The organism is Xenococcus sp. PCC 7305, assembly GCF_000332055.1.
In the GTDB taxonomy this organism is placed as follows: domain Bacteria; phylum Cyanobacteriota; class Cyanobacteriia; order Cyanobacteriales; family Xenococcaceae; genus Xenococcus.
On the sequence record NZ_ALVZ01000185.1, the window covers coordinates 17,358 to 43,941 of the forward strand.

Genomic DNA, 26,584 nt, shown 5'->3' on the forward strand with positions numbered 1-26,584 from the left:
CATGTCTCACTTTAGCACTCTACGCACTAAGATTACTGATTCTGTAATCCTAACCAATTCTCTTCGCGATCTTGGCATTAACGTAAAAAACAATGCTGAGGTTCGCGGCTACAATGGCCAACAAATTCGTGCTGACATTGTAGCTGTTCTTGAAGGGGAATATGATCTTGGTTGGTCTGAGAACAGTGATGGTACTTTTGATTTGATTGCTGACCTTTGGGGTGTTGCGAAAAAGCACAATCAAACTGAGTTGATCAATTCTATTAATCAAAAATACGCTGTTAACAAAACTCTATCCGAAGTTAAGCAACGCGGTTTGCAAAACGCTAACGTTAAATTAGTTCTTCAGTAAGAAAGATAATTTACACCGAACAAGTTGCTTTCTTGGACAAAGTGAAATTATTCAAAATTAATTTAAAGTGCGTTCCCAAGCACAGAGGGTTGGCTATCTTAAAGTCAACCCTTTTTCTGTTTTAAGAAAACTAAAGTTTTTAATTGTAATTAACTATACGAGCAAAACTATCAGGTTCAAGACTGGCACCACCTACTAATGCTCCATCAATTTCAGGTTGAGCCATAATCTCATCAATATTTCCAGGCTTCACAGAACCCCCATATTGAATTGATACGTCTTTGTTGTCTAACTGCTGGCGAATAACACCAATAACTCGATTGGCTTCTATAGATTCACAAGTGTCGCCTGTCCCGATTGCCCAAATTGGTTCATAGGCAATAATTAAATCATTTTGGTCTACACCAACCAAATCTTTTTTTAGTTGATTAATGATGATATTTTCGGTTTCCCCAGCGTCTCTCTGTGCTTTCGTTTCTCCAACGCAAAGAATCGGAGTGATCCCATGGTTTTGAGCAGCTCTAAGACGTAAGTTGACAGTTTCGTCGGTCTCTCCAAAATACTGGCGACGTTCACTATGGCCAATAATTACATAGTTGATGCCAATTTCAGTTAACATGCCACCAGAAATTTCTCCTGTATAAGCACCTTGATCCTCCCAGTGAATATTTTGTGCGCCTAGTTTAATCCTACTGCCGTGAAGATTTTTGGACATGATAGCTAGAGAAGTAAAGGGAGTGCAGAGGATAATATCTCTAGTTTCATCAGCGTTTTCGACCGCGGCCTTAAATCCTTGTACAAACTCTAAAGACTCTGCTTGAGTCTTATGCATTTTCCAGTTTCCAGCAATTACTACTTTTCGCACAGCTTTTTCTTCTATTGACATTTTATTGCAAACTTTAGTTTACGACCAAAGGTGAGGTTAAGGCTAGTAGTTCCTCAAAATGATTTTGACAGGGGAGGAGAGGTTAGATCGTTTAGGGAAATAGGGAAGTAGGGAAGTAGGGAGCACGCACGGCAAAACCCTAAGACCCTAAGTCCTCATTTTTTCAGTGTCCAAATCCATTAGGAATTGCTGTATATCTTTTTTGTAAAGCAATAAATATCTAGATACATAATTTATAAAACTAAGAATAATTGTAAAAAACACTAAGTTACTTTTATAGTACTGATATGCTAACCATGAATACTTTAATATTTTTTTTTGAATCAATCTAATTCTAAACTTGGAGATTTTTTTTAAATGTCACTACTATATCTACAATATCTTTGGTATTTGTAGACGAATATTCTAATTATTAAACTAAATATAATGACAACTAATATTCTTATTTTTAATGATATTTATCAAGACAAAGACCCAAAATTTCGCTCTTTTGATGGAACTAACAATAACTTCAATCAGACTAATTATGGAGCAACAAATACAGCCTTAGTAAATAAATCACCTCTTGATTATGGTGATGGTTTTAGTACAGCATCAGGATTAGAACGTCCTAATCCTCGAAATATTAGCAATGCGATCGCACAGCAGCAGCAAGATATTGAAAGCAAAGCGGGGTTAACCAACACCATTTGGGCGTTTGGCCAATTTTTGGACCATGATCTAACTTTAGTTGCAGATAGTGCTGTTTCAGCTAATATTGAAGTTCCCAATGGCGATCCATTTCTCGATCCGCTCAATACAGGTACCGTAGAAATATTAATGCATGAAAGTTCCTTTATTGAAGGAACCGGTACTAATCCAGATAATCCTCGCCAATTAGCCAACCATATTACCTCTTGGATTGACGGCTCCAACATTTATGGCTCTGATGAGACAAGAGCTAATTTTTTACGTAGCCAAAAAGGAGGAAAACTTAAGGTAAGTGCTGGGGAGTTACTTCCTTTCAATGATGGAACTCAGGCAAATGATGATCCCAGAGGTGGAGACCCCACTCGCTTATTTGTTGGCGGAGATGTTCGGGCCAATGAAAATTCGGTATTAGCATCTATACATACAGTCTTTGTCAGAGAGCATAATCGTATCGCCACAGAGCTACAAAATGCTCATGTTAACTGGAGCGACGAACAAATTTACCAAAGAGCCAGAGAGCTTAATATTGCTCAATATCAAGCAATCATTTACAACGAATATCTACCTGCTCTCTTAGGGGAAGATGCTTTACCAGACTATATTGGCTACGATGCAACTATTGATCCAAGTATTGATCGTGTATTTGCCAATGCCGCTTTTCGTTTTGGTCATACTCAATTAAGTTCCGATATTTTGCGTCTTGATCCTCAAGGAGAAGAAATTGCTCAGGGAAATTTAAAATTAGCAGATGTTTTTTTTCGCTCGGCCTCTGTGGTCCAAGAGTCGGGAATAGCGCCTATTCTGCGAGGTGTTAGTTCTTCCTTGAGTCAAAAGATTGATCCTAAAACAATTGATGATGTGCGCAACCTTTTATTTGGTTTTGGCGAGAATGTTGCCGGGAGAGATTTATTTGCTATTAACATTAATCGAGGCAGAATCAATGGATTAACCGATTACAACAGCCTTCGGGAAGCCTATGGTTTGATTAAGGTTACGAGTTTTGATGCAATCACTTCCGATCCTCAATTGCAAACTCAATTAGCAAGTCTTTATGGCACAGTCGATAATATAGATGGATTTGTTGGGTTACTGGCAGAAGATCATCTTGCTGGGGCTGTGGTGGGAGAAACCTTAAAGGCAGTTTTAGTAGAACAGTTTGTTGCTTTAAGAGATGGCGATCGCTTTTTCTATCAAAACAGCTTTTCTCCCCAGGAAATTTCCTTGATTGAACAAACTACTTTTGCCGATATTATTCGTCGTAACACCGATACTAGTATTATTCAAGATAATGCTTTTTCTCTGGTAAACCAAGGAACAATTAAAAGTGAATTGCTTAATGGCGGTTTGGGTAGTGATACGATCTATGGCCATGGAGGAAATGACTTTATTCAAGGCTATGCCGACAACGATCTGTTATTCGGAAATATCGGAGCAGATCAATTGTTAGGAGGCAACGGAGATGATACCCTCTTTGGCGGCAATGATCGCGATATTCTCCGAGGGCAACAGGGGAATGATTTGTTGTTGGGGAATGCTAATGCTGATAATTTATTTGGAGGATTGGGAGATGATGTCCTACAAGGTGGCGATGGAGATGATCTCCTACAAGGGAATTTTGGCAACGATAAATTGATTGGCAATGCCGGTGCTGATCGGTTGTTTGGCGGGAATGATTCAGATACCTTGAATGGTGGTCATGATAACGATCTTCTTCGAGGTCAAAACGGCAATGATCTGTTATTCGGGAATTTTGGTGCTGATAATTTATTTGGAGATAATGGATTTGATACCTTGAATGGCGGTTATGGTAACGATCAGCTAAGAGGAAATAGCGGTAATGATCTTCTAAAAGGACAAGCTGACCAGGATTTATTGCATGGCGATCATGGTTTTGATACTCTTTTTGGCAATAATGGCGATGATACTTTGTTTGGTGGAAGTGGGAATGACCAATTATCGGGCGATCGCAATAATGATCTGCTTGATGGAGGTTTGGGCTTTGACGTTCTTATTGGGGGCAATGGTAGCGATTTCTTTGTCCTGCGAGAGAATAATGGAACTGATGCAATCCAAGACTACCAGGATGGAATTGATCGATTTATGTTAGTAGATGGTTTAACTTTTCCCGATCTAAAATTTACGTCTGGACAAAATGCTAGTCAAATTAGGGTCGAAGATACTAACCAATTATTAGCAACTGTCATTGGGATTGAAATCAACATATTAGACAGCAGTGATTTTATAGTGTCCTAAGGTAAGCTTAGAAGATTAATAAAACAAGTTGAAAACCTTAATAGATTTTTCGCTGAAGCTAAGATCGTCAGCAATCGAATATTATGATTTGAGATTCACCAAATAATCGACTGATCATTAGCTCATGAGCTTAAGACCTACGAAATTTCCTCCGATGACAAAACAACAAACTTGGGTTAGTACGATCTCCAGTATTTTTCAATTTATTCTAGGTTTTGTACTGGGAGTGGCCCTGATCGCTGGTATTGGTGCTGGTGCGGCCTATTTTTATTTTACAAAAATGTCTTCTCACACTCCGACTAAGCCTGCATTTGAAGAAGCTGAACCGCTACCCTTGCCAGAACAAGACGCGATCGCAAAATCCGATTCAGCTCCCACATCAGAAACGGCAGCCCAACCTGAACCAACTCCAGAACCGGAACCCATTCCAGAACCGGAACCTGAATTACCAGCAAATGCTTATTTTGCCAGAGTTACTTGGCCTCAAGGCTTAAGTTTGCGAGCTGAACCATCCTTGGATGCTGAGCGGGTAGGGGGAATTGGTTACAATGCTCGGATTATCATTCTCGAAGATAGTTCGGATAAGAAATGGCAGAGAATTCGCATTCCTGAGAGCCAGAGAGAAGCTTGGGTTAAGGCTGGGAATGTGGAGAAAGAATAGAGTATGTAGGTCACATGTTTAAAATATTTGTGACTCAAATGACAATTGTTAGAAAAAAATAGATAAATAAATTATGTATTTTTCCTCTAGGTTTGAATTTTGGACGTTAAGTTATAAAGGTTAAGATGTTTTCCGATTTTATAAAATTCTATGACCTCTCACGAATTACTTACTTTAGCTATCTTACTTAGTCCTGGAATGTTGCTTTCGGTTTTGATTATGTCTACCTTTGCCAAAGGCGGCTAATAGGCTTTGGGTCTTCAATATATCAGCCCAAGTTTTCCGTTATATCCCCAAATCCCTAAAATTTCCCATCTCCCCAATCGACTTGATTAAAAGTTGCGCTATGAAGTGTAACTTAGTGCGACTCGCGAGTAGAAGACTTGCTATATTAAGACAAGATATCTTTATTACAAAAGCTCAAAGGAAGTTATGCCAGTAACGGAAACTCAATTAGTTGCCTTATTGTATTTAGTACTCAGTGGAACCTATCTCGTAGTTTTGCCTGCATTAGTCTATTTTTACCTCAAAAATCGTTGGTATACTGCTAGCTCAGTAGAAAGATTATTGATGTATTTATTTGTCTTCTTGTCTTTCCCTGGAATGTTACTGCTGAGTCCATTTCTGAACTTTCGTCCCAAACCCAGTAAAATTAAGGCTTGAGTTGGTTAGATATGCGTAGAATAGATGCGATCGCGATTTCTTTTGGTGTTTTTGTCGCCGGGGGAATCATTTTTTTGTTTTTTAATTTTGTCGGGTTAGACAGTATCTCTGCGGGAATTTGGAGTCAAGTTGTCTTAATTGCCGGGGTGATTGGCTGGTCTATGACCTATTTGTTTCGGGTCTTAACCAAGAATATGACCTATAATCAGCAGTTGAAAGACTACGAAGAAGCAGTAATCCAAAAGCGCTTTGAAGAAATGTCCCCCGAAGAACTAGCAAAATTACAAGAAGAAGTTGGCCAAGAAAAACAGTCTTAATTGCCAAATAACTTTAATCATCATTGAAAAACCAAGTTGGATCAATATAATTAATCCGGGCACAAGGCTCTAGAGCCGATAAGATGGCCTTGCCATAACTTCGAGAATTAACTCTATTATCTAGCAGAGCAATAATACCTTGGGATTCTCTCACGGGAATTATGGTCTGTTGAATTATATTTAAAGCCGTTGGCAATAGGTAAAGGCGAAACCAATCTTTGCGTCCGCGTTTAAGATGGGCAACTCGACTAGCAACCAAAGGATTTTCCAATGATGGCAAAGGCAAAGTCGCAATAATTAATAATTTGGGAGTAGGTAATTGGTCTTGATGTTGTTTCCAGAACTGCCAACCAGTGACTAAAATTCCTGTGTCGGTAACTTCGGTGCTGTCTACTTGTACTTGTGAGCCTATTTGAGCCGCTAGAGCTGCTGCTACTTGAGCTCTCAGGGGCACATCTTCGATTAAAATCACGGCTGGTTGCTGATTATTTCGACTAAAACCCACTAAAATACGAGCTTGCTCGATAAAGGCCGACCGAAACTGAGGATTATTTGGAAGAGGAAAGCGATCAGGCAAATATAATCTGAGACATTCTTGTTGCCGATTGGGAGAATATTGTAAACAGAGCATTTCTGGTAAGCCAAACTTTTCGCGATATACAGGAGCTTGGGACTCGCGGTCTAAAAAGCTGCCAATAAAAACTACAGGTTGTTGACGCCAAATGGGATTTAAAGCGATCGCCACTTCCGCAGGCGCAATATGCAAAGAGAAAAATCCGGTACTGGTTTCCCGAGATACCCATAGCAAGGGACTGGGCTGAGAGTTGAGGCGAAAAGGATGATGAGGAGAATTAAATAGATGCCAAAATTGGGCAAACTTAGGAGTTAAAGCTTGCTTCTTGGCCAAAATTTGCAGGATGTAAACCAAAATATCCCGTTCTGGTTGTTCTAATACATAGCATTGATAGGGATTGACAGGATGATTAAAAATGGCTTTCGTCAATTTGACTCGGCTATTGCGAATCAATTCAGCATCTTGAGGATTAGTTTGCAATAAATTATCCCAATCAGACACTTCAAGAGAGATGGTTAATTGCTGGATTGCCCATTCTTCAAGATGATCCGCGCGATCGATAATAGTAGGAATTTGCTTAGGAAATTTATTTTCTTGATATACGCGATCGCGAATCCAGTTTTGAGGACTTGTTATGAGCAATTGGTCCCCTGTTTGCCATTTCGTACCAATTCTGACTTGTTTATTGATACCTAACCATTTTTGCAGATTAGGGATTTCTTGGTTGATTAGATGGGCTTGTTTGAGTTCAGGAATCACAATGATTACCGACCAGTCCCCCAAGAGCACTGGCATTAAATAACTAGTGCAATATCGCTTGCTACTACTCCCTGTTTGCATTAAAGCAGAACGACCCAAACGTAGGGTTCTCGCAACCAAGCGCGCCATAGTCAAATGATGAGGCCAATCTCTATTTCCTTGTTCTCGCAAAAAATCTTTGAGGGAAGAATGGACTTCTACTTCTATCACTTCAAGGGTTTAATTAGGTTTTAGGTTTTAGGTTTTAGGTTTTAGGTTTTAGGTTTTAGGTTTTAGGTTTAGTGGTTTCGGAGTGAGATGTTGAGAATAGTTGATAATATTAGAGACTAGCTAGATTCTTCTTGGGGAAAAACTCCAGGTTTAACGGCAATTGTTCTTAGTTTACCGTTTCTCAGGATTTCTAGGGGCAAAGATTCGCCAATTTCGCTATTTTCCACTCTATCTTGTACTTGTAAAGAGTTTTGAATATCGCGATCGCCAACCTTGAGAATTGTATCTCCTGCTTGCAATCCAGCTTTGGCGGCGGGAGAATTTGGCACGACTTTAACAATTAAAACTCCTTGATCCGCTGTGATATTGACATCCAAATCTTGTTGTTGATTAATTTGTTCTTTAGTTTCAGGGGTCAGATTAACCATATGAATCCCCAAATAGGGGTGATCAGCCTTTCCTTGATCGAATAATTGATTAGCAATCCTTCGTGCTGTTTCGATGGGGATGGCAAAACCTAATCCTTGGGCATCAGCACGAATCGCGGTATTGATTCCAATGACCTCCCCCTGCGCGTTGAGTAAGGGTCCCCCGGAATTTCCAGGATTAATCGCGGCATCAGTTTGAATAAATCGTACCCGTTTATCAGGCACTCCTACTTGAGAACTAGAACGATCTATAGCGCTAATAATACCAACAGTGACCGTATTATCAAAGCCTAAAGGATTCCCGATCGCGATCGCCCATTCTCCAGGATTCAATTGTTCGGCATTTCCTAAAGTTACGGTGGGCAGATCTGTCGCCTCAATCTTCAAGACTGCAACATCAGTAATCGGATCAACACCTAAAACTTCACCTTCATAAACTTGACCATCTTTCAAGGTTACCTGAACCGTTTTAGAACCTTCAACAACATGGGCATTGGTAATTAGGCGACCATCAGAACTCAAAATAAAACCTGAACCTGTACCTCTTTCTACTTGATCTGGGATTGGGGAACTCTCGTCGCCAAAAAAGCGGCGGAAAAAAGGTTGCGAAAATCTATTATCTCCCCCAGAGGTTTCTACTTGCCGGGCAGCATCAATCCGAACCACAGCGGGCCCCACTTTTTGTACAGCTTGGGCTATGAAGTTAAAGTTCTGATTTGCGGCGGCGTTTAAACTAGGTAAATTCTTCGACAAGGTCGGGACTACTGTGGGGTAAACTTTTTGACTTTCAATCACAGTCTTTGAGTCGCCAAGATAGCGGCTCCCCCAAAACCCAGCGCCACAACCCACCGCTAATATTCCCACATAAACACTCAGTTTTCGAAAAAATAAATTCATGATTCATTGCCCATGTTTCAGGTCTGCCCTTGTTCCAATTATTACAGAGAATCCACTTTCCTGTTTTTTACGATTCTTATCCTTTTTGCAATCATAGTCTCCTTGCCCATTCAATAGATGCTGTTTCGATCTATGTAGCAGCAAAATAAAGACAAAAAAGAAAGGTCGTTTTAATGTAACGACCTTTTAAATAAATAATATTTAAACTTTTAGGAAATTGTTTATTTGATAAACAACATTTCTTGGTACTTAGGTAAAGGCCATAGATCGTCTGCGATTTCACCTTCTAAACCATCGGCATATTCCCGCACCTCATCCATTAGGGGACGAATAGTTTTTGCGGAATACTGCATATGTTCCTTCATAGAAGAAAAATCTTCTTTCTCTAAAGCTATTCCTAATTTGCTGGTTGCGCCCATCATACTACTGGTTAAACTCGCAACTTTGTTCAAAATTTCAGTATCGAAGTCAATGCCTGATTCTTTAAGACTAGCAATAGTTGTTGAGAGGTTAGATAAATATGCTACTGCTGCGGGATAGATCTTAGTTTTGGCAATATCGATAACTAGCTTGGCTTCAACTTCGATCGAAAGTATATATTGTTCTGAATAGACTTCAAAGCGACTTTCTAGTTCTCTAGGAGAAAGAACTCCAGTTTTATCAAACAATTCCTCAATATAACCTTCTGTCAAAACTGGTAGGGCATCAGCTGTTGTAGGTAGATTAGGCAAACCCCGCTCTTCCACAGCCGTTTTGTGCCAGTCCGCAGAATAACCATCTCCACCAAAGACGACTGCACCATGTTCATCCATAATCTCTTTAAGGATGGCAAAAATCGCTGTGTTGAGTTCGGTTCCTGCTGACAACTCACTTTCCAACTTATTGGCTATCCAATCCAAAGAATCCGCCAAAATTGTATTCATAGCAATTAAAGGCCCCGCAACAGATTGGTGAGAGCCCACAGCTCTGAATTCAAAACGGTTACCAGTAAAAGCGAAGGGTGAAGTTCTGTTGCGATCGCCAGAATCCTTCATAAATGTGGGCAAGGTTTCTACCCCTAGATCCATAATGCCGCCAGGTTGACTGCCAATAATCGCGCCTTTTTGAATTTGCTCATAGACATCTTCTAACTGACTGCCCAAATAAACAGACATTATGGCCGGAGGAGCTTCATTAGCACCCAATCTATGATCATTGCTGGCCGTGGCAATCACAGCGCGCAATAATGGCCCGTACTTATGAACTCCACGAATTACCGCACCGCAGAAGGTCAAAAACTGGATATTATCATGGGGTGTATCGCCAGGATCGAGCAAGTTCCCCTGAGTAGCATTACTAACAGACCAATTTACATGCTTACCAGAACCATTAATACCAGCGAAGGGTTTTTCATGAAGCAAGCAAGCGAAACCGTGTTTTTTGGCAGTATTCCGCAGAATAGTCATCGTCAATTGTTGGTGATCTGTGGCCGCATCTGCCGATTCAAAATAAGGTGCAATTTCAAACTGACCAGGAGCCACTTCATTATGTCGGGTTTTCGCAGGAATCCCCAAACGATACATTCTTCTTTCTACTTCCTGCATAAAAACTTGAACTCTTTCAGGAATTGCACCAAAGTAATGGTCATCAAATTGCTGACCTTTAGCTGGAGTCTTGCCAAATAAGGTTCTGCCCGCCAACAATAAATCAGGACGACTGTTGGCAAAGGCCGCATCTACCAAAAAATATTCTTGTTCTGCACCACAGCTGGAATTAACCCGAGCTACATCTTCATTTCCTAAAAGCTTGAGAACTTTCGTGGCAGACTCATTCATCGCTCCAATAGAGCGCAAGAGAGGAATTTTCTTGTCGAGGGCTTCTCCTGTCCAAGAAACAAAGACTGTGGGAATGCAAAGCGTTACACCATTGTCAGTTTCCATAACATAGGCTGGGCTGGTGACATCCCAAGCGGTATAACCCCTGGCTTCAAAGGTGGAGCGAATGCCGCCATTGGGGAAAGAAGAGCCATCAGGTTCACCTTTAATTAAAGTTTTCCCGGAAAACTCGGAAATCACTGTGCCATCATTTTGCACTGAAATAAAACCATCATGCTTTTCTGCTGTAGCATTGGTCATTGGGTAAAATACATGGGCATAGTAAAGTGCCCCTTTGGAGATCGCCCAGTCTTTCATCGCTGAAGCTACGATATCCGCCACTGAAGGATCTAGCTTAGCATCAGATACTATAGTTTTCTTTAGAGATTTAAATACACCTTTAGGAAGACAAGCTTGCATCTTGCTCAAACTAAACACATCGGCTGCCCAGATGTCTTCTAATGACTCTGGAGGTGGAACTGGAATGGGTTTGCGATGTGTAATTTGATAGATAGCTTGAGTCCGTGGCTCATATCCCATAATAATTACTTCCTTGTTATACATCTAGATCTTACGAATCTTACAAGGATGCGATCGGGACAAATGTAGCATATGTAACCGAGTTGAATATGTAAAGATGCTTAGCCTGACATCGTTTATATAATCTTCATAAATTAAAATTTTCCCCAAAAATTTTCCGCTGAACCCATGCCGAATTAAATATCGACAGCTAAACTGATAGATGCCATTATGTCATGAGCTGATCGTTTTCCATGTCCAACGCCAGACCGCTTCCGAAGCCTAATCCTGAAATAACTGATTACGAATGGGATGTTACTCCCTATCGGGTCAAGATATTATTTGATAGTTTGCAGCAACTTCTTAGTCAAAAACAAGAGAATTTAGACTACATAGACGATGAAAATCAGTGGCTGCGTAAACAATTAGATTCCCGTATTGAACGCACCTACAATCCCATACTCCCTTCATTACCAGAGATTATACTTTGGGCAATTATCGGTTTGATTTTGACGGTGGGTTGTACTTTTATTGAGGCTCATACTGTCAATTTTCCTTGGTTGTGGAATAATCAGGAGTTGGCAATTCCCACTTTAGGAGTTAGTTATCAAATTGGGGCTGTTTTATTCATTGGTTGTGTTGCAGGAAGACATGCTGCTTTGTTGTCTCAACTAACCTATGTAATTTTGGGTCTTTGCGGAGTGCCAATTTTTGAGAGTGGTGGTGGTTGGCATTATCTGTCCGAACCTAATTTTGGTTACTTGGTCGGATTTGTTTTTGGGGCTTGGTTATGTGGCCATTTGGCATTTAAAAGATTAGTTTACTTGGATGGTTTGATTGTAAGTTGTGGTGCTGGTCTATTGGTAATTCATGCTACAGGGATATTGTATTTAACGATTCTCTATTATATTCAAGGTTTAGGAACAGGGATTAATTCCCTCATCGAAGGGATCTCTCTCTATTCTCTAGCTCTGTTGCCAGGACAATTGGCGGTAATTTGTGCCACGGTGACTATTTCTTATATGTTGCGCAAGCTAATGTTTTGCTAATTGATTTTTAATAGAATATATGCTGTGGTTAATTGAACCCCTAAATTTTGTATTTATGCGTCAGGCGATCGCGGTGGGTTTTTTCTTGGGGATTCTCAGTGCAGTAGTGGGCAGTTATTTGATTTTGCAACAAATGGGCATGATGAGTGGTGTCATTTCCCATGCTGTGTTACCAGGGATTTCGATCGCGTTTTTTTTAGAAATTAATTTAGCTATTGGGGCCTTTATCGCAGGTATACTGAGTGCCCTTGTCGTGATGGTTATTAATACGCGATCGCGGGTGAAGGTGGATGCGGCTATGACTCTTGCTCTGACAAGCTTTTTGGCTTTAGGCATTATTTTAATTAATGTCTTAGAAACTAATCAAATAGATTTAAGTAGTTTGTTGTTTGGAGATATTTTAGGCGTCACAAAACAAGATGTTTGGCAAACAGCAACCATTACAGTAGTTATTATTCTTTTAACAAAATTATTTTATAAAGAGTTAGAATTTTACACTTTTGACCCTATTGGAGCTAAAGCCTGTGGCTTACCAGTCAATTTATTATACTTTGGTCTGCTCTGTGCTATCACCCTCAATATTGTCGCCAGTATGCAGACAGTAGGGGTTTTACTAGTAATGTCTTTGCTCGTAGGGCCTGCAATCACTGCTTATTTATGGATTGAATCCTTAGCCCAAATGATGTTTTTCGGGGCAATAATCGGCGTAGTTTCGACTATTGGCGGGATGTATGTTAGTTATTATTTTGATTTGCCTTCGGGAGCTGCGATCGTGATGCTGGTCTTTGTTTTTTTTAGTTTATCTTTCTTATTTAGTCCGACTCAAGGAATTATTAATACCCCTGACAATCGCCAAAGATTGACAAGTCTTTTGAAGTTAAGAAAAAATTAAAGGAAGCCAATTTTCATCCAATAGCTGCTCTAAATTCCCAATAGGAGATATCGGAAATGTATCGAGGGGCAATTCAGAAATATCAGCCACCAACTCCCGAGAATCCTGAATAACATTCGTCGAATACTTTTATTAGGTAACATTTTAGACTAGGACTAGTTTTTAATTCCTTCTTGATTTGCTTACGAAAATTGCGAATTTCTCTTTTCCAATGATTTTGATTATAATCTCTTTCTTGTTCCCAATATGCTAATTTGAGTAAATGCTCGAATAACCTTGTTAGTAAACTTTCTATTCTTCTTTTTTCACTCCTTCCCAAACTGGCTATCTCCTCAATTAAACTTTCCCAATCAAGAGAACTAAAGTTTTTTGCCTGTAATTGTGCCACAGTCTCTTCTAGCCAAAGATTATAGTCAATGTCATACAAGGTCTTTTGGGATTGTCTTATTTTAGAAACCATTTTTATTTTTCATTATACAATCAAAAAAAGCGTGATTTCTAACAAATTGCGCTTTTTTCACTACCTAATAGCTAGGAGCTAAGGCAACGGTGGCTGATTATTTCCGGTTGTAACTGGTTCTCTGACCCAATATTGAGTCAAAAGAGCAGAGTTGGCAACCGGATCTGTAATTGCCGAGAAGAAGTTATCACGATTAACTGTTTGTTGAGGAGTCCAATTCCCAGCAATTCTAATGGCCTGCATCGTCGCGACTCGGTTACCTAGTAATGGTTCGGGATTTTCTACGGTTCCACCCAAGGGAACAATCTCAAATAATCCAGGATGGGCATTAACCGCAGTTTGGGCTAAATGATAAAACATTAATCCCACATCGGCTTCACCGTCAGCTAATGCCTGAGGAACATCCCGATGGTGAATGCGATCGCCAACTACCCATTTTCTCCTTCGCTCATTGTTCTTGGGATTGAAGATTTGGTTAAATAAGTTGGTAGCTTTTCTATTGGCGATGTTTATATCACCTGTGTCGGCTTCAACCTCACGAAAAGCCATATGAAAAACGCTAGAGCTATAGTTGTCGAAACTGCCAGCTTCCGTTTCTGGGTTGGAAGTCGCAACGCGAATATTTTCTCGCCCGAGATCCCAAATATTATTAATCTTCTGCGGATTGCCCGAGGGAACTAGCAACACATTACCAAAATTACTGAGGATCTTCGCTGGTTCTCCATCATTATAACCACCTTTTACTACCCCATTCATGATTGATTTTGGGCCCATGACAACCATCGGCATACCAAGAATTTCCATGTTGCCAATGCTGAGGCGACCACCATTTTTTAGTTGGGGAAGAGAAACTGGTGGGGACGTAGAATAACCCCATTGACCCTGCTCAACAACGGGATTATTTGGGAGATAGGTTTGACGAAAGAAAACATTGAGAAACCGATAAAAATTGCCTGAGGTGGAAAAGAGTAAGTCCCAATCATCAGAACTTGTTTGCATATGCCAATCTTCCAGGATGTTTGCTTGACCAGTCAGGTCTGGATAGTCAAAGGGACGTTCTGGTATCTCATCCATACCACCTTCTCGAGGCCATTGAAGAGTTTTTTGCCCTAAAACAATAGGTTTCGTGGTAATTTCGGGGACAGTCACCGATTGAGCTTGTACCGGCAGAGAAATCAGAGACATTAATAAAAATAAGATTTTTGTATGAAATTTCAGTCGCAGACTATTCATCCTAAATTTTTCCTCAGTTTTTATTTTTAATATTATAGCTATTAATTTAAAATGTAATAGTTATATATTATTTTGTTATACACGATCTTTATTTCTCCAACAAGTAAATAAAAGAATATTTAGACTATCCTCTTCAAAATTTAATCTTACACATATAGAATCTCAATCTTTTTCTGACATAAGCATCAAGTGAGATTCAATCCTAAATGGTATTAATAGACACTATTTTCTCACTATTTATCATTAGTGTTTTTAATTACAGAAGCGTTTTTTCGGGGTATCTACCTAAGTAAGGCGCTAGCATATACACTCAGACCTTAAGAGTATTTACATGGTTCCTTAAGAGAAAATACGTAAGTATTTTCCCCATTGCTATTTACCCGTATTTAAAATATAAAGAACAAGTTAGGAAATTAATAAAAGGACAGAGAATTGTTTATATTATATAAGGTTACTGCACAACAATTACAACAAATAGTCGTTATCTAAACCATATTCAAAATGTAGAATATTTAACAATTTTTTCCACATAAATATATCAATCTTTTTCGCTTAGACAAGTATTTAATCCTATAACTCTTACAAAAAAGTTATACAAATGACAGAATCCAATATTTATTATCGAGAAGTATCAGGCCAGAAGAAGAGCGATAGACAGAAATTAACAGGCTCAGAAGACTTGTCTTCTTCTGATGCAGAGGAGGTGGAAGCAGAAGAAGTTCATTTTGAGCAAGCATTTGCTTACAAAAAAAATTTAAAATGGATAAATGCCTTACAGGTAGGGGAAGCAGAACTTCAGATTGACTCAGAGAACATCAAGCCGAATGTTTCTTGGCAAGAGATTTTGGGGCGTTTCGGTAGATTTTCCAATATTGTAATGTCGGGAATATTGGCCTCTGCAGATCGAGTTACCAAGAAATTATCCTCTCAGAAAACTGGGGCTAATGTTGCGAGAATTTATCTCGAACAGGCAATAATTTATCGGGAAGAGCAAAAATATCCAGAAGCTGTTCAAGCTTGTGACGCGGCGCTGAGGATTGATCCGAAACTAGTTGAGGTCTACAAAGTATTAGGTGATATTTGTCAAAAACTAGAGAAGTTTGCGATCGCGGTTAGTTATTATGAACAGGCGATCGCCATGAAGCCAGATTTTTCTGAAGCCTATGCCAATCTCGCAGATCTTTATGCTCAACAAAGTAATTGGCAACAAGCCCATAACTATTATCAACAAGCGATCGCGCTCAAGCCCGATTCTCCTTGGGTATATAAACAATTATCTTTAGTACGCCAAAACTTGCGCCAAGAATCAACAGACTCCCCAAGGTTGGAACAACTTGCGCCTCAAACCTCTTCTCAGCAATTGTTAATTTTAGGAGAGCAAGCTTATCAACAAGGAAAATTTCCTCAGGCTTTGCAATATTATCAACAGGTAGTTCAAATTAATCCCAACTCTCGTCAGGCTTATCAAAGACTCGCCACAATTACCGAATCAATGGGGCTATGGCAGGAATCCACCACTTACTATCGAAAACTACTCCAGCTTGAAGACTCGTCAATAAACACCCCCCTCCTACCAGCGAGAAAGCAATTATTTCTCAGAGGACATTCTGCAAAATCTGCTGCTGATTCGAACATAAATTCGGAAATAAATAGTTCTGAGAAAATCGCGACTCCAGAAGCGGCGCCGGTAACTAATGGGGCCGAGGAGCAAGTAACTCAAGGTGATTCTTGTGCCAAAAACCAGCAATGGCAAGAAGCGATTGTTTACTATCAAAAGGCCTTGGATCTAAATCCCAAATCAGAAGTTGTTTATCTGAAATTAGGAAAGGTTTTAAAGAACGCAGGAGAACGACAACAGGCTTTGCGTTGCTACCAAGACGGAATTCAGCATAATCCCCGAAGTTACGAATTATATTTCAACCTAGGAATTAGCTTTACCCAACAGAGTAATTGGCAACAAGCAACTGACTGTTATCGACAAGCGCTTCAGCTCAACCCTGGTTACTGGGAAGCTCTGCATAATTTAGGAAGTGTTTTGGGTTATCAAGAACTTTGGTCGGAAGCGATTACTGTCTATCGCCAAGCGATCAGACTAAAACCGGATCATCCCTTATCCTACAATGATTTGGGTATCATGTTGCTGCGAAGCGACAAGCCAGAAGAAGCGATATCTATGTTCAAAAAAGCCATTGCCCTCAGGTCTGATTTTCCTGAAGCATATTGTAATTTTGGGGATGCTTGTGTGCAAATTGGTCAATGGCGAAAAGCGATCACAGCATATCAGTCGGCGGCAAAAATAAAACCTAATTTACCTGGTTTGTCAAAGAAAATAGCCCATGCTTTGTTCCGCCAAAGTGAAGAATATAGACAGACAGCTTTGGATAATATTCTTCAAGAAATCAAGAGATCGCCCAAAAATATTACCAATTATTATCAGGCTTTAGAGATTGATAAGAACAATCCAGAACTTTACTTAGGATTAGCAAATGCTCTGATGGCGGCGGAAAAACCCGATGAGGCGATCGCAGCTTATCAAAAAGCAGTGCAACTAGAGCCGAAAAATGTCGAAGCCACAATTCGCTTAACTAATGCTCTAATGGCGAAATATCCAGAGACGGATGTTAACAAAATAGTGGAACGTTTCCTCACTTCTCCAGGAATAGCCACCGTTACTACGGAAAAAGAGCCTACAGCAAAAGTGACCACCACAACAATTGCCGATCGCCCAAAGATTTCTGCGATTTTAAATCTTCCTCATAGTGATCGCCCTACAATATCAATTATTATCCCTGTCTACAATAAACTAGACTATACTCTGCAATGTCTCTCTTCGTTAGTAAAGCATATTCACCAAGATACTCTAGTTGAAGTGATTGCCATCAACGATTGCTCTGGGGACCATACTCAAGCAACCCTAGAGCAGTTAACAGGTCTAACTTTAATCAACAACGCTCAAAACCTCGGTTTTATCCATTCTTGTAACAAAGCAGCCAAGATTGCTAAGGGAGAATATCTCTACTTCCTGAATAATGATACGGAAATTCGACCCAAAGCGCTCGAAAGTTTGCTAGAAGTGCTTCAAGCGGATCCAAAAGTGGGAGCCGTCGGCTCCAAACTCATTTATCCTAAAGGTTCGCTCCAAGAAGCAGGCGGGATTATTTGGCAGGATGCTGCGGGCTGGAATTATGGCAGAAAGCAAAATCCTTTTGACCCTCAATATAATTATCTGCGAGAAGTAGATTACTGCTCGGGAGCTAGCCTAATGGTTAAAAAAGAAATTTTTGAGTCCTTAGGTGGGTTTGATTCCGAATTTGCCCCTGCCTACTATGAAGACACCGATCTTTGCTTTAGGATTCGCCATAATTTAGGCTTAAAAGTTCTTTACCAACCCAAGTCGGAAGTTATTCACCACGAAGGTATTAGCTCAGGAAATTCTACCGATAGTGGGGTTAAGCAATATCAAATAGTTAACTCCAAAAAATTCCATCTAAAATGGCAGTCGGTTCTCGAAACTAAACAATATTTACCCAATCGGGGAATTGCCAATATCCCTGGGGCAGCCAGAAAATATCAAGGACAAAAAACAATTTTAGTAATAGATAGCTATGTGCCATGCTATGACAAGGACTCTGGCTCTCGTAGACTATTCGGATTGCTAAAAATCTTCAAAGAGTTAAATTATCACGTGATTTTTGCTGCGGAGAATGGGTTCAAAGAAGAGCCCTATGTAAGCTTATTGCAAAATTTACAGATTGAGCTGATCTATACCCAGGAAGGTTATGGTACTCCCATTGAGGAACAAATAGCAGAAAGATTATCCTTTGTCGATATTGCCTGGATCGCTCATCCTGAGAATTACGAAAAATACGCATCTCTGATTCGCCAGCATGACCAGATTAAACTTGTCTACGACACTATTGACTTACATTACCTAAGACTAAAACGAGCTCAAAAACTGTTATCCGACTCGCCCAGTATTGAGGATATCAGGCAATGGATCAGAATGCAGTCGCGGGAATTGCAAGCCGCTCATGAAGCTGATTTGACAGTCACTATTTCCACAGTAGAACAAGACATTTTGCAACAACAACAGGTGGGTGATTTAGCAGTTATTCCTAATGTGCATCTTCCCTATACTGGTGAAATACCTGGTTTCCCAGAAAGGAAAGGTTTGCTCTTTATCGGCAGTTATAATCATCCGCCAAACATTGATGCTGTAGTCTGGTTATCTCAAGAGATTATGCCTTTAGTCTGGGAAAAATTACCAGAATTAACTGTAACTCTACTAGGCACTAATCCCACGGAAGAAGTCACTGCTTTAGCTCGTGACCCTAGAGTGACCGTACCTGGTCATCTCGTGGATGTGACACCTTATTTTCTAACCCATCGGGTGTTTGTGGCACCTCTTAGATATGGTGCAGGGATGAAAGGCAAAATTGGACATAGTTTGGAATATGGATTGCCGATTGTGGCTACTAGTATTGGTATCGAAGGCATGAATTTAAACCATGAAACCCATGTTTTAGAGGCGAATCAAGCAGCAGAGTTTGCAACACAAATTATTCGGCTTTATCAGGAAGAAGAGTTATGGCATCAATTGGCTATTAATAGTAAACAAGCGATCAAGCCTTATGACCCGCAAGTAATTAAGCAGAAGTTAAATGACATTCTCAAACGATTGATTGGAAAGTAAAAGTATCTAGTATTTTATACAGCTTACTAACTATTATAAAACAATGATATCATCAGAAAGAAAGAAAATTGCAATTACCAAATCTGGGGAAAAAGACAATCTTTATCGTACAGATTGGTTGATAAGTCAGGCAAATATTCAAGAAAAAGAGGGTAAAATAGAAGAGGCGATCGCATTTTACTTAGAAGCTATTGAATTAGATAAAAATCAACCTGCTTTGGTTTATGAAAACGCTATTATTTTACTAGAAAAGGTTAATGAGATAGATAAAGGTTTGCACTTGGGGGAGCAAGCATTAATAATCCACCCTAAATCTGATCGGATTCATCAAACTATCGAAGTTATTTATGAGAAACAACAGAATTTGTCTGCAAACATTAATGGTCAAGAAAATAAAGAAAAAATAGATGATTTACATACTCAAGCAGTAGTAAAACATAAAGCAGGAAAAATAGAAGAAGCGATCGAGATTTATTTGAAATTAATTGAATTAGATGAGAATCAATTTTCTTGGATATATAGCAATGCGATTACCTTACTCTGCCAACTTAAGCTTATAGATAAAGGCTTGGAATTAGGAGGCAAAGCTTTAAAGATGTATCCTGATTCTGATGAAATACATAGATCTCTAGGATTAGTTTATAAAGGTCAAGATAATGAATCTAAATCTGTTGAACATTATCAAACAGCTATTCGCTTGAATCCTCAGCAACCTGATTGGCTATATTGTAATTTAGCTAATCAATTGATGGAATGTTCTAAAGTTAGCCAAGCTCTCAAAGTAATTCAAGCTGGAATACATCAACATCCTAAAAGTTATATTTTGTATTATTGCTTAGGTGAAGCTTTTATCAAACAGGGAGATCTGGATCAAGCGCTTAAGGTATTCAAGGATACTCGTTGTTTAAACCCAGATTCAGATGATGTAAAAAATAAGTTAAATGAGGTCGTTTCATTGAAAAGCTATCATTCGATTCAGTCAAGTGATAATTTAGCTCAAGTTATTAATTTAGACCAGACAGAAGAAATAGATAAAGAATTAGACGAACAAGAAAACTTATTATGCGGATATACTGAAAATAATTTTGGCGATTATAATGATGTGAGTGATACATTTTTTGGGGAAATACTTTGTATATCTGGAAATCAAATTATAGGCTGGATTGCTGATGAAAATTTTGCCAAAAAAAATATTACTGTTAAACTGCTGATTAATGGCCTAGAGATCAATAGTTGTCAAGCTAATTTATCTAAAAAGCACTTCAAAGAAAAATATATTAAAAATATAAAAATAAATTCCAATAAACATTGCTTTTTTTGCCTGCAAATTCCCGATATTATTTTAAATAATGACGGATTACATCATATTCAAATACTCTGCCCTGACAATACCATATTAGCTGATATAGATAATTATTTTTTATCGGCACAAGGAAATATTGACTTACTAAGCAATGATCGAATTGCTGGCTGGATTACTGATGACAATCAAGATTATTCACTAGAATTGGATTTATATATAGATGGAACAAAAAAACAATCTTTTTTTGCAGACATAGAACGTAACGATGTTAATTTTGGACTGCGTTGTGGATTTGACATTCATTTTCCGAGTGCCATTTATTCCGGACAGCAGGTAGAGTTGACTCTTAAGAATTCTAAAATCCCTATCTTAGATACTCCCAAGCAGGTAATTACTGCTATTGGTAGCATAAATATATTACACAAGCTTAATCAAGCCACTAAAAATAATTTAATTAATTTCAGTGAACAAGAAAAACAATGGGTAAACTATCAACTGATCCCAAAACTTATTGCGCAGTTTAGGGTTGCATCTAAATCCAGTGATCAGGCTATCGTCAACTATCCCCTAAATCAAGTTTTTTCAATTTATCAACAGTTAGTTAAAACAGACAAGATAGTAAATGTAGTTGTGCCTGTATACAAAAACTATCAAGTTACTAAGCTCTGCCTAGAAAGTATCATTAAATCTAGAAAAGAAAACAAAATACCCTTTAACATTCATGTCATAGATGATTGCAGTCCAGATCCGCAAATTAGCATTTACCTGAAAGACATTGCTCAACAAGGCTTAATTCAATTGTTAATTAATCAAGATAATCTAGGTTTTGTCCGTAGTGTCAACAAGGGGATGAAAATGAATTCAGATCGTGACGTGATACTCCTCAATTCTGATGCGATTGTTAACGGAAACTGGATAGATAGACTTAGGGACTTGTCTTATTCTCAAGAAAACATTGCTTCAGTTACTCCAATTAGCAATCATGCTTCCATTTTTAGTTATCCATTTTTTGCGAGAGAAATAGGAGAATTGCCCAATGATACATCTTTAGAGGAGCTAGACGGATTTTGTAAAGCCATTAATCAGGGAGTACAAGTGGAGGTTCCTTCTGTTCATGGTTTTTGCTGTTATTTGAAGCAACGCGCATTGAGTGAGGTTGGCTTGTTTGATGAACAAAAATGGGAGAAGGGTTATGGAGAGGAGGTTGATTGGTCTCGAAGAGCTATGTTGCTTGGTTGGAAGCATGTAGCTGCGCCAGGAATATTTGTCCATCATGTCGGTAGTCAATCTTTTACCGAACGTAAACATAACGCGATCGCCAGGGCCCAAAAAATCCTTTCTTCCGACTATCCAGAATATGATGCAGAGATTCAAGACTTTGTTACTAATGATTCTTTAGCTCCATATCGGAGAAGAATTGATATGGCAAGGCTTAAAAAAAGAGCTCCTAAATACTTCTTGTTTATCTCGCATGACTTTGGTGGCGGAACTAAAAAATATCTCGCTGACTTGAGTAGTCGTCTAGCAGAAGAAGGTTATCAAACTATTTGCTTGGCACCAGATCAACGTAATTGGACTAAGCTATTTTCACTAAAAGGAATTCAATTTCACTCTAGGTATAAGTTAAGAGATCAATCTGATTTTAATGCTTTAATTAAAGACCTCAAATCTATAAACGTAGTTCACGTACATATCAACAGCACTATTGGTTTTAATCAGGAAAGTATCCTATGGCAAATACCAGAAAAACTCAGTTTAGCTTTTGATGTTACCATTCATGACTATCAATTTATTTGTCCCAGAATTAATCTAACAACTGTTCTAAATAAATACTGTGGGGAACCATCAGCAGAAGCTTGTGATCTATGCATTACTAAAAACAATACATACAATGATCCAAGTTTAAGTAATCTTTATCGTGAACTGGGTTCAGTAGCTCAATGGCGCAATTATTATCTAGAGAAAATCAAAAAAGCTCGTAAAGTTTTTGCTCCTACTTATGACGTAAAAGAGAGAATTATTCGCTATTTTCCTGAGGTAAAAATTGACGTGAAATACCATCCAGAGTTGGATACAGAATTTACATTGCAAAGTTATAATTCGCAAAGTAAAAGTTCTTTGCCTTTTCGTGTAGCATTGATTGGAGCAATTTCCGATATCAAAGGGTATCAGATTTTACAAGAATGTGCGTCCTATGCAATAAATTTCAATATTCCTCTTGAATTTGTAGTTTTTGGTTATACAAAGGATGATGCTTTACTACTTGAAGAATACCCAAATATCCATATTATGGGGATCTTTAAAAATTTAGATGATTTAAAAGAAAAATTGAGCACTTATCCTTGTGATATCGTAGCTTTTCTGAGTATTTGGCCAGAAACTTATTCTTATACTCTAAGTGAAGCTTTATCACTAAGTTTAATTCCTATGGGATTGAATATAGGAGCTATTGGGGAAAGAATCAAGAATATACCTGGCGGAGTTGTTTTGCAACCATATTTACCACCTAAAAAAATTGTCATTAAGATGATTGAATTGTGCCAGTTTGCTCGAAAGAATAGATTAATTTGCAATTCCAAAGAAAGCTACAATTATAAAAGTATAATAGATGATTACTATCAACTAAATAAAACTAAATTATCAGTTATTACCAATGAATAATCCTATTTAGTCTTGATTGATTTATTAATAACAAGAATGTCCAATTTAATTAATCATTGTGCTTCGTAAGCAAAAGCTATTAGTCAACTATTAGTAAACTTTTGGTACTAAAAATGAAAACAGAGAAAAAAAACTACGAAACTTGTTTTTCAGATCGCCTATCAATAATAAATGAGTTTTCTCAAGAGGACACAGGTAAATTGAAGATTTATCTTCAGTCTTTATTTGAGAAACAGGGGTTGAATCAGGAATATGCTGATTTTACCAATTTTGTCAAAAACCCTAAATTCTTTAATATTCTAGGAGACTTTTGTAACGGGAATCAATATTATCAAAAAGCAATTCTCTATTATAAAAAAGCTTTAGATATTGATCCAAGAAATTACTGGGCAAATCTTCATATTGCTAATATATACAGCAAATATGTTTATAACAATAAAGCTTCGGAATTAAATAAAAAACGCCATATTTTAATAGACGAAATCATTAATATTTACGATTATTTAATTGCTATAACTGTCAAAAATAAAACTAATTTGAGCATAAAAGAAGAGTATTGTCTAAGAAATGCAAGCTATTTCTTTGATTATATTTCTAAGTATAGTAGAGCAATGCTTTTAAAGAGATTATTGGCAGAAAGTGGGAGGCTCATTTCTGCTGATAAATATACTTATAAGCCGATCAATCCCCTTGATAATCAAGCAGGTGTTAAAATGAATCCATTTTACGAAAAATTTTCCTTGGTTTTAGAAGACAAGACAATGGTGAATAACTATAGGTATCAATATGCTGAGAAAAAGCATAAGCTTAACTCTTATTTAATTGCTATTACTCCTAGATCTGGTAGTTCTTGGTTAACAGAATTAATTTATAAGACACAATTAGCTGGTAATCCTGAAGAATGGTTTAATCAAGAAAATTTAGATGGCATTTTAGATCTGTATCCATGTAAAAGCATTCATGATTATCTAAAATGTATTAAGATATCCCACTCTACAAGTAATAATGTTTTTGGGTTAGAAGCTAGTTTTTTTCAACTGAAGCCAGTGTTAGAAACAATGTCTTTGGAACAAATATTTTGTCCTAATTTTAAGTCTATTTATCTAACTAGAGATGATTTCATTAAGCAGGGCATATCGCTATATAAAGCGGTTGCTTCTACTTATTACCATACCAGTCAAAACATAGAAAAAGTCAAAAATGTTGACTATGATAGTAGTAAAATAAAATACTGGATTTTGCATATATTGCATCAGGAATTTTTCTGGGAACAATTGTTTAAAGAAAATAGAATTAAGCCACTAAGAATTACATACGAAAAACTGGTTAAAAATTCTGAATTATGGGTGAAAAACATTTTATCTCATATTGAAGTAAAGCAAGCTGAATTCAATCTTCCCGTTCAAACTGAACACCAAAAGCTCTCTAACAACAAAAGCGAGGAAATGTATGAACAATTTCAACGAGAAAATAAGGATTTTATTGAATCTTGTAAGCAATTTAGAAACACAAAAAATATTTTAGAAATTAAATATATTTAAAATATTTTCTGCTAGGTATTGCTAAGCAGAAGAAAGTAACGAAATAAGTATTTTGTTAGCTTTGTGATCAATCTATAAGCAGCCAAAATATTATAAATTTACGATTTATTTTGGAAACCATGAAAAAATTATTTCTTCATATTGGACTCCATAAAACAGGTACTACAACGCTTCAAAGATTTTTACTCAGAAATAGAAGTAATCTTCGTAATTCGGGTTATTTATATCCTCAAATAGGAATTCCAGGTAAATTAGCAGCTCAGCATAACTTAGGTTGGCTAACGATAAATTCAAAAAAAGCTAATCCTGCTTTTGGAACTTGGAAAGAAGTTCATGAAGAAATAGACAATTCAAGTCTCGATAATATCATTATCAGTGCAGAATCCTTTGGATTGGCAAATCGTAAAGCAATAAAGATTCTAAAATCAGAATTGAAATTTTATGATGTAAAAATCATAGTATATCTTAGAAGACAAGATAGAATATTGGAATCTCAATATATCCAGCATCTTAAAATGGGAATACTCCCGAAAAGTGATTTAGATGACATCTTGTTTTTTATAAAAAAAAATAAAGTTAAATATGATTACTATAAATTACTAGAGCCGTGGAAACAAGAATTTGGAATTAGTAATATTATTGTTAGACCATTGGAAAAATTTCAAATACCAAGCACTCATTATGATCTATTGAAAATAGTTGGAGTAAATGATTTTAGTCATTTTAATAATGTTGAAAATAAAAATGTCAAACCAGGAATAAAAGCATTATCAGCATTAAAGATCATCAGTAAAATCTATGAAAGTCAACCACAGAAAAAAAAAGAATGTTTGAGAATAATTGTTAACTTAGCTGAAAAGTATTGGTCTGAAGAAAAAAAAATTAGCTATCGATTACTTTCTTATTTAGACGCATCTAAAATACTGAATTGGTATAAACAATCTAATCTAGCTGTTGCACAAGAATATCTTGAGAGAAAAGATGGTGTTTTATTCTATGAACAATTAGAATCCTATAAAAATTATAATTTTGATGTTAAAGATTTGAGTCAAGAGGAATTATTAGGTTTGATTCAGGTGATTATCGGTACTGAACGGGGAGCAAGTTAGTTTTGTAAGAACATTTGAACTATGTAGGTGCTTCATTGGATAGAACGGGAAGTTATCGATAGTTTAGTACATTTGTTATGAATATCTTTAAAAAATGCTAAAAAAATGGCAAACACTACCTATCAAAAGTTAGGAAGTAAGCAGTTGCTATTTTAAGGTTAAATCAATATCCATTAACTATTGCCCAAAATGAAAGCATTAATTCTCTCTGGCGGAAAAGGAACTCGTTTACGACCGTTAACTTATACAGGAGCCAAACAACTGGTTCCCGTCGCGAATAAACCAATTCTTTGGTATGGGATCGAATCTATTGTTGCAGCAGGTATTGTTGATATTGGAATTATTATTAGTCCAGAAACAGGAGGAGAAGTTAAGGCCAAAACTGGAGATGGAAGCAGATTTGGCGCTAATATCACCTACATTTTGCAAGAAGAGCCCTTAGGTCTTGCCCATGCTGTCAAAATCGCCCAGCCTTTTCTTGGTGATGCGACCTTTGTGATGTATTTGGGAGATAACTTGGTTGAAAGTCAGTTAGATTTATTCATTGATAAATTTAAAACTCAGCAGCTCGACGCTTTAAC

General features: G+C 37.7%; 17 protein-coding genes and 1 pseudogene. 12 read left to right on the forward strand and 6 right to left on the reverse strand.

What is annotated here, in order from left to right:
- The first annotated feature begins 1 nt into the window (after position 1).
- On the forward strand, positions 2 to 352 hold the full coding sequence (locus tag XEN7305_RS14170; RefSeq protein ID WP_006510141.1) for a DUF1257 domain-containing protein: 351 nt from the start codon (positions 2 to 4) through the stop codon (positions 350 to 352).
- Positions 353 to 491: 139 nt separating this feature from the next.
- Here the strand turns inward: XEN7305_RS14170 and tpiA are convergent, their stop codons facing one another.
- Positions 492 to 1,238 (reverse strand): triose-phosphate isomerase, encoded by a 747-nt coding sequence (tpiA, locus tag XEN7305_RS14175; protein ID WP_006510142.1) that lies wholly within the window; start codon positions 1,236 to 1,238, stop codon positions 492 to 494.
- 426 nt (positions 1,239 to 1,664) lie between these two features.
- Between tpiA and XEN7305_RS26705 the strand changes: the two genes are divergently transcribed.
- From XEN7305_RS26705 to XEN7305_RS14195, 4 genes are all read left to right on the forward strand, one after another.
- Positions 1,665 to 4,181, forward strand: a complete 2,517-nt coding sequence (locus XEN7305_RS26705; protein WP_006510143.1) for a peroxidase family protein — start codon at positions 1,665 to 1,667, stop codon at positions 4,179 to 4,181.
- A 154-nt stretch (positions 4,182 to 4,335) separates the two neighbouring features.
- Positions 4,336 to 4,842: an SH3 domain-containing protein gene (locus XEN7305_RS14185; protein ID WP_040897897.1), complete on the forward strand. Its 507-nt coding sequence runs from the start codon at positions 4,336 to 4,338 to the stop codon at positions 4,840 to 4,842.
- Between the two features lie 432 nt (positions 4,843 to 5,274).
- Positions 5,275 to 5,505 carry an NAD(P)H-quinone oxidoreductase subunit L gene (ndhL, locus tag XEN7305_RS14190; RefSeq protein ID WP_006510146.1) on the forward strand — a complete coding sequence of 77 codons (231 nt, stop codon included), beginning with the start codon at positions 5,275 to 5,277 and terminating at the stop codon, positions 5,503 to 5,505.
- 11 nt (positions 5,506 to 5,516) lie between these two features.
- Positions 5,517 to 5,822 carry a DUF3007 family protein gene (locus tag XEN7305_RS14195; protein ID WP_006510147.1) on the forward strand — a complete coding sequence of 102 codons (306 nt, stop codon included), beginning with the start codon at positions 5,517 to 5,519 and terminating at the stop codon, positions 5,820 to 5,822.
- Positions 5,823 to 5,835: 13 nt separating this feature from the next.
- On the opposite strand, the gene XEN7305_RS14200 is transcribed toward XEN7305_RS14195, so the two are convergent.
- The 3 genes from XEN7305_RS14200 to XEN7305_RS14210 form a co-directional block, all read right to left on the reverse strand.
- On the reverse strand, positions 5,836 to 7,365 hold the full coding sequence (locus XEN7305_RS14200; protein ID WP_006510148.1) for a helicase C-terminal domain-containing protein: 1,530 nt from the start codon (positions 7,363 to 7,365) through the stop codon (positions 5,836 to 5,838).
- A 116-nt stretch (positions 7,366 to 7,481) separates the two neighbouring features.
- A complete protein-coding gene (locus XEN7305_RS14205) occupies positions 7,482 to 8,690 on the reverse strand; it encodes an HhoA/HhoB/HtrA family serine endopeptidase (RefSeq protein ID WP_006510149.1) in 1,209 nt (402 codons plus the stop codon).
- Between the two features lie 221 nt (positions 8,691 to 8,911).
- Positions 8,912 to 11,083 carry a glutamine synthetase III gene (locus XEN7305_RS14210; protein ID WP_006510150.1) on the reverse strand — a complete coding sequence of 724 codons (2,172 nt, stop codon included), beginning with the start codon at positions 11,081 to 11,083 and terminating at the stop codon, positions 8,912 to 8,914.
- Positions 11,084 to 11,316: 233 nt separating this feature from the next.
- Here XEN7305_RS14210 and XEN7305_RS14215 point away from each other — a divergent pair, with 233 nt between their 5' ends.
- Together XEN7305_RS14215 and XEN7305_RS14220 are read left to right on the forward strand one after the other, a co-directional pair.
- Positions 11,317 to 12,111: a biotin transporter BioY gene (locus XEN7305_RS14215; RefSeq protein WP_006510151.1), complete on the forward strand. Its 795-nt coding sequence runs from the start codon at positions 11,317 to 11,319 to the stop codon at positions 12,109 to 12,111.
- A gap of 19 nt (positions 12,112 to 12,130) precedes the next feature.
- The gene (locus XEN7305_RS14220) at positions 12,131 to 13,003 is read left to right on the forward strand and encodes a metal ABC transporter permease (RefSeq protein WP_006510152.1); all 873 of its coding nucleotides are present in this window, start codon (positions 12,131 to 12,133) and stop codon (positions 13,001 to 13,003) included.
- Here the strand turns inward: XEN7305_RS14220 and XEN7305_RS14225 are convergent.
- Both XEN7305_RS14225 and XEN7305_RS14230 read right to left on the reverse strand, forming a co-directional pair.
- Positions 12,989 to 13,463 (reverse strand): annotated as a pseudogene (locus XEN7305_RS14225) (DUF29 domain-containing protein). The gene XEN7305_RS14220 and the pseudogene XEN7305_RS14225 overlap by 15 nt on opposite strands.
- Positions 13,464 to 13,541: 78 nt before the next feature.
- The gene (locus XEN7305_RS14230; RefSeq protein ID WP_158500400.1) at positions 13,542 to 14,648 is read right to left on the reverse strand and encodes a substrate-binding domain-containing protein; all 1,107 of its coding nucleotides are present in this window, start codon (positions 14,646 to 14,648) and stop codon (positions 13,542 to 13,544) included.
- A gap of 646 nt (positions 14,649 to 15,294) precedes the next feature.
- Here XEN7305_RS14230 and XEN7305_RS14235 point away from each other — a divergent pair.
- The 5 genes from XEN7305_RS14235 to XEN7305_RS14255 form a co-directional block, all read left to right on the forward strand.
- On the forward strand, positions 15,295 to 19,389 hold the full coding sequence (locus tag XEN7305_RS14235; protein WP_006510155.1) for a tetratricopeptide repeat protein: 4,095 nt from the start codon (positions 15,295 to 15,297) through the stop codon (positions 19,387 to 19,389).
- Between the two features lie 43 nt (positions 19,390 to 19,432).
- Entirely contained in the window at positions 19,433 to 23,353 is a 3,921-nt protein-coding gene (locus XEN7305_RS14240; RefSeq protein WP_006510156.1) for a glycosyltransferase, read from the forward strand.
- Between the two features lie 113 nt (positions 23,354 to 23,466).
- Positions 23,467 to 24,894, forward strand: a complete 1,428-nt coding sequence (locus XEN7305_RS14245) for a Stf0 family sulfotransferase (protein WP_006510157.1) — start codon at positions 23,467 to 23,469, stop codon at positions 24,892 to 24,894.
- A gap of 119 nt (positions 24,895 to 25,013) precedes the next feature.
- Complete coding sequence (locus tag XEN7305_RS14250) at positions 25,014 to 26,003, forward strand: hypothetical protein (protein ID WP_006510158.1); 990 nt, start codon at positions 25,014 to 25,016, stop codon at positions 26,001 to 26,003.
- Between the two features lie 189 nt (positions 26,004 to 26,192).
- Positions 26,193 to 26,584 (forward strand): sugar phosphate nucleotidyltransferase (locus XEN7305_RS14255; RefSeq protein WP_006510159.1); only part of this gene is annotated, 392 nt, incomplete at its 3' end.